1 protein-coding gene is annotated in these 5,793 nt (G+C 35.4%); it reads right to left on the reverse strand.

Going from position 1 to position 5,793, the window contains the following annotated elements; translation table 11 throughout:
* Window positions 1-287: 287 nt before the first annotated feature.
* Window positions 288-5,651, reverse strand: coding sequence for a YSIRK-type signal peptide-containing protein (locus CP368_RS08990; RefSeq protein ID WP_098045995.1), 5,364 nt, complete (start codon window positions 5,649-5,651; stop codon window positions 288-290).
* Window positions 5,652-5,793 lie beyond the last annotated feature (142 nt).

The following is a 5,793-nucleotide window of genomic DNA, read 5'->3' on the forward strand; positions in this document are numbered from 1 at the left end:
TTTACTTTTCCTAGTGAATAATTACTCATTAAAGATATTTTTCTTTGACTGCTTTCTCCAGTCTTAAAAATAAATTTTAAAATATTAAATTCATCTATATTTAGCTGTTCACTTTTTGCAATTTTGCTCATGATATGAACATTATAATATATTTTAAGTAAAAAAACACCCACACTTTTTATTGCACTTAACTTACATCCATCTATTAAATATTGTTACATCAAAAAGAGTCAAACAACCTTTTCATAGTTGTTTGACTCTTTCCATTTACACCTTATAGATGATAGCTATGCATTTATCTTTTCACGCTTAGTACAGTATCCGTTATTATCGAAATAATAGCGATTACCGTCGCCAGCATTTATCCATTCATCAACTGCTTGAGTAAGATCTGACTTTTTATAAATTAAGTGGTTGCCTTTATGGCGCCATGGATCTGACAATTCTTCAACCATATACCCATCCTCTTTACTTATATCTGGTAAATTTCCAAGTTTAATAGGATGACCATTATGATCGAAATAATATGCAGGTATGGTAGCAGGTACATTACTATCACTATCAGGCAATGGTATACCTAAATAACAATCATGTACCATAAAACCATTATAATCAAAGTAGTACCATTGACCACCAATTATTACCCATTCTTCATTGGCTCGTTTACCATTAGCCTTCAAATAACTACGATAGTTACCCCCTTCTTCATGCCAACTATCCTCTTCATACTGCCCATTATCATCAAAATAATAATTAGCATATACGCCATTAGTTAGTTTTGTAAATAGCCAGCCACTATGAGCCATATATCCAGTATAATCAAAATAATAAGGATTTTTACCCCCTGGGATTGATACCCATTCTTCATGAGCTTGAGTTCCATCTGACTTAAAGTATATCTTTTCGTTTCCTTCTTTATGCCAAGTATTTACTTCATAATGACCATTATGATCAAAATAATAGGTATTTACGACGCCACCACCGATTGTTGGTATATCTTTTTTCATAACATCATGGGCCATATGGCCATTTTCATCAAAATAGTACCACTTACCATCAGAGGCTTTTACCCAACCATCTTTAGCCTGGGTGCCATCTGACTTAAAGTATATCTTCTCGCTACCATCGTTATGCCAAGTATTTACTTCATAATGACCATCATGATCAAAGTAATAGGTAGTAAATCCACTACCACTAAGTGGAACTATATCTTTTTTCATAACATCATGGGCCATATGGCCATATTTGTCAAAATAGTACCACTGGCCATCAGAGGCTTTTGCCCAGCCATCTTTAGCCTGGGTGCCATCTGACTTAAAGTATATCTTCTCGCTACCATCGTTATGCCAAGTATTTGTTTCATAATGACCATTATGATCAAAGTAATAGGTATTATAGATATTCACGCCGTCACTACCATTGACTGTGGCTATATCTTTTTTTACGCCATCATGGGCCATATTGCCATTTCTATCAAAATAGTACCACCGGCCATCGGAAACTTTTGCCCATTCCCCGCGGGGCTGGTCCATATTCCCATAAGTGTCAAAGTAATACCACTGGCCATCAGAAGCTTTTACCCATTCACTAAAGGCTTGAGATCCATCTGACTTAAAGTATACCTTTTCATTTCCATCGTTATGCCAAGTATTTACTTCATAATGACCATCATGATCGAAGTAGTACTTGACCCACTTTCCATTGTAATTCGTGTCATACCGGCCATCATGGGCCATATGGCCATTTTTATCAAAATAGTACCACTGGCCATCTACTGCTTTTACCCATTCACTAAGGGCTTGAGATCCATCTGACTTAAAGTATACCTTTTCATTTCCATCGTTATGCCAAGTATTTACTTCATAATGACCATTATGATCAAAATAATAGGTATTCACGACACCACCACCGATTTTTGGTATATCTTCTTTCATACCATCATGTGCCATATGTCCATTTTCATCAAAATAGTACCACTGGCCATCAGTAGCTTTTACCCATTCGTAAATTGCTTGTTTGCCATCTGATTTGAAATAAGTTTTTTCATTATCATCATCGTGCCAAGCATTTTTTATGTAGTTACCATTATGATCAAAATAATAGGTATTCACACCACTACCATCAGGTGTCGGTATACGTTTTTCTATAACATCATGTACCATATGTCCATTTTCATCAAAGTAGTACTTAGATTTACTACCATCATGTAAAAGAGTATCTACCCAGCCACTATGAACCATATGCTTAGTATCGTCAAAGTAGTACCATTCACCATCTTGGGCCAATACCCATTCATTATGGGCCTGTTTGCCATCTGACTTAAAGTAGGTTCGTCCGTTGTAATCATCGTGCCAAGCATTTTTTAAATAATGACCATTTTCATCAAAGTAATACTTAGACTTACTACCATTGTGTAAAAGAGTATTTACCCAGCCACCGTGTGCCATATTACCATTATTGTCAAAATAGTACCAGTTACCACTCGGAGCCACTACCCATTCTTGATTTGCTCGTGTACCATCTGACTTGGAATAGCTCCAATTACCGTCTTTATCTTTATGCCAGGCATTCTTGGTGTAATGTCCATTTTCATCAAAGTAATACTTAGATTTACTACCATTGTGTAAAAGAGTATTTACCCAGCCATCGCGTGCCATATTGCCATTATCATCAAAGTAGTACCACTGGCTATCTACTACTAACCATTCTTCCTTAGCTTGAGTACCATCTACCTTGGAATAACTCCAATTGCCGTATCCATCATTATGCCAGGCATTCTCAGCGTAATGACCATTATGATCAAAATAATACGTAAGCCATCTATTTTTACAATTCGTACCTAACCAGCCATCATGCGCCATATTGCCATCGTAATCAAAGTAATACCATTTACCATCTAATGCCTTCACCCATTCTTCATAGGCTTGTTGGCCATCTAACTTGAAATAATTCCAATTGTTATCTTTATTTTTATACCAGGTATTTACTTCATAATGACCATTATGATCAAAATAATAGTTGTTCTTACCACTACCGTTAAGTGTTGCTATACCTTCTTTCACACAATCATGAACCATATGGTCAGAATCATCAAAATAATACCAGTTACCATCTGTTGCTTTTACCCACTCTTTTTGAGCCAGTTGGCCATCAGATTTAAAATAGGACCAGTTACCATTTTCATTATGCCAAGCATTTCTAACGTAATGACCATTATGATCAAAATAGTAATTATTTAACCAACCATCGTGTGCCATATTGCCATGAACATCAAAATAATACCATTGTCCATCTGGGGCTACTATCCATTCATCAATAGCTTGTTTACCATCTGACTTAAAGTAGATTCGATTACCATCTTCGTCGTGCCAAGCATTTGTAATATAATGACCATTATGATCAAAATAATAATTATTCTCACTGTCACCTTCAATTGTAGTTATGTCTTTTTCTACAACATCGTGTACCATATGACCATTATAGTCAAAATAATACCACTTGCCATCTGCTGCTTTGACCCATTCTTCTTGAGCTGGTTTACCATTAGATTTGAAGTAAATCCAATTATCATTTTCCTTGCGCCAAGTATTTCTAGCATAATGTCCATCATGATCAAAATAGTATACTGACCAGCTACCATCGTGTAAATGGGTTTTTATCCAATTATCGTGCACCATACTGCCATCATCGTCAAAATAGTACCATTGACCACTCGGTGCTATTACCCATTCTTCTTGAGCCTGTTTACCATCAGATTTGGAATAAGTCCAATTGCCATCATTATCTTGGTGCCAAGCATTTTTTACATAATGTCCATCATGATCAAAGTAGTACGTTACCCAGTCATCTTTGTACTCTGTCTCATACCAGCCATCGTGTGCCATATTGCCATCGCCATCAAAATAATACCACTTACCATTTGGTGCTACTAGCCATTCTCCTTGAGCTTGTTTGCCATCAGATTTGGAATAGCTCAAATTGCCATCATTATCTTGGTGCCAGGCATTTTTTACATAATGTCCATCATGATCAAAGTAGTATGTTGACCACTCGTCTTTGTAATTTGTATTGAACCAACCATCGTGCGCCATATTGCCATTTTCATCAAAATAGTACCATTGGCCGCTCGGAGCTACTACCCATTCTTCATTCGCTTGTTTACCATCAGATTTAGAATAAGTCCAATTGCCATCATTATCTTGGTGCCAAGCATTTACTTCATATTGACCATCATTATCAAAGTAGTATGCTGAATAGTCGCCATTATGCAAACGCGTATCTACCCAACCATTATGTGCCATATTGCCATCATCATCAAAGTAGTACCACTTGCCATCTGTTACTTTCAACCATTCTTCATTCGCTTGTTTGCCATCAGACTTAGAATAAGTCCAGTTATCATTTTCATCTTTATGCCAAGTGTTTACTTCGTAATGACCATTATGATCAAAGTAGTATGTCGACCAGTCATCTTTATAATTTGTCTCATACCAACCATCGTGCACCATATTACCATCATCGTCAAAATAGTACCATTTGCCACTTGGTGCTACTACCCATTCTTCATTCGCTTGTTTACCATCAGATTTAGAATAAGTCCAATTGCCATCATTATCTTGGTGCCAAGCATTTACTTCATATTGACCATCATTATCAAAGTAGTATGCTGAATAGTCGCCATTATGCAAACGCGTATCTACCCAACCATTATGTGCCATATTGCCATCATCATCAAAGTAGTACCATTTGCCACTTGGTGCCACTACCCATTCTTCATTTGCTTGTTTGCCATCAGATTTGGAATAAGTCCAATTATCATCTTCATCTTTATGCCAAGCGTTTACTTCGTAATGACCGTTATGATCAAAATAGTACGTTGACCAATTGTGCTTATCCCATGTATCTACCCAACCATCGTGAGCCATATTGCCATCATCATCAAAGTAATACCTTTGACCATCCGGAGTTACTACCCATTCTTCATTCGCTTGCTTGCCATCAGATTTAGAATAAGTCCAATTGCCATCTTCATCTTTATGCCAAGCATTTTTTTCAAATAAAGTACTATATATTGCTCGTTTATATAAAGTTGAAGTAATATTTCTTATTTTCTGTTTATTTGATGATATATTTTTTAATGTTATATCACCTGTTGTTTTATCCTTATCAATATTTTTTGAATTAATTGATTGATTATTTAGACCTTTAGCTTTTGGGGTTACTTCATATTTATTTTCATTGTTAGCAACTTTATTTATTGATTGCGGATCATCTGCTTCAATAGAAGTATTTTTTGTCTTTGTATTGTCTTCAGAAACATGTTTTTCTTGATTGACATCTTGTTTCTCTTTACTTGATACTTTTCTAATTAACTTATCCGTATCATCAAAAACTTTTTCATCAGGTTCTTGTTTCTTTTGATCTAATTCAACCTGTTTATTTCTAGAACAAACAGACGATATTATAGACGACTGTGATTTAACTTGCTTAGCTTCTTGTACTCCCGCAATTGTATCTGCATAAGCTTTTTGTGTCGTTACACCTACAAATGTCAACCCTAAAACTACTGAACAAACACCTATATTCAACTTTCTTAAAGAAAAACGTTCTTTAGTACTATTCTTAAATAACGTCTTAATATTTTTCCTCATTATTATCCTCTTAATAAATCATACAATAGAATAAATTCTCCAATTTTATTATATCCCATTTTTTCACTTCCATATCATAGATTTTTTGTAAGCGTCAAATAAAATAGTGTACTTAAAAACCGTCCCAGTTACTGTTATACTG

The sequence above is a fragment of the Lactobacillus sp. UMNPBX17 genome (genome assembly GCF_002553735.1).
GTDB lineage: Bacteria > Bacillota > Bacilli > Lactobacillales > Lactobacillaceae > Lactobacillus > Lactobacillus gallinarum.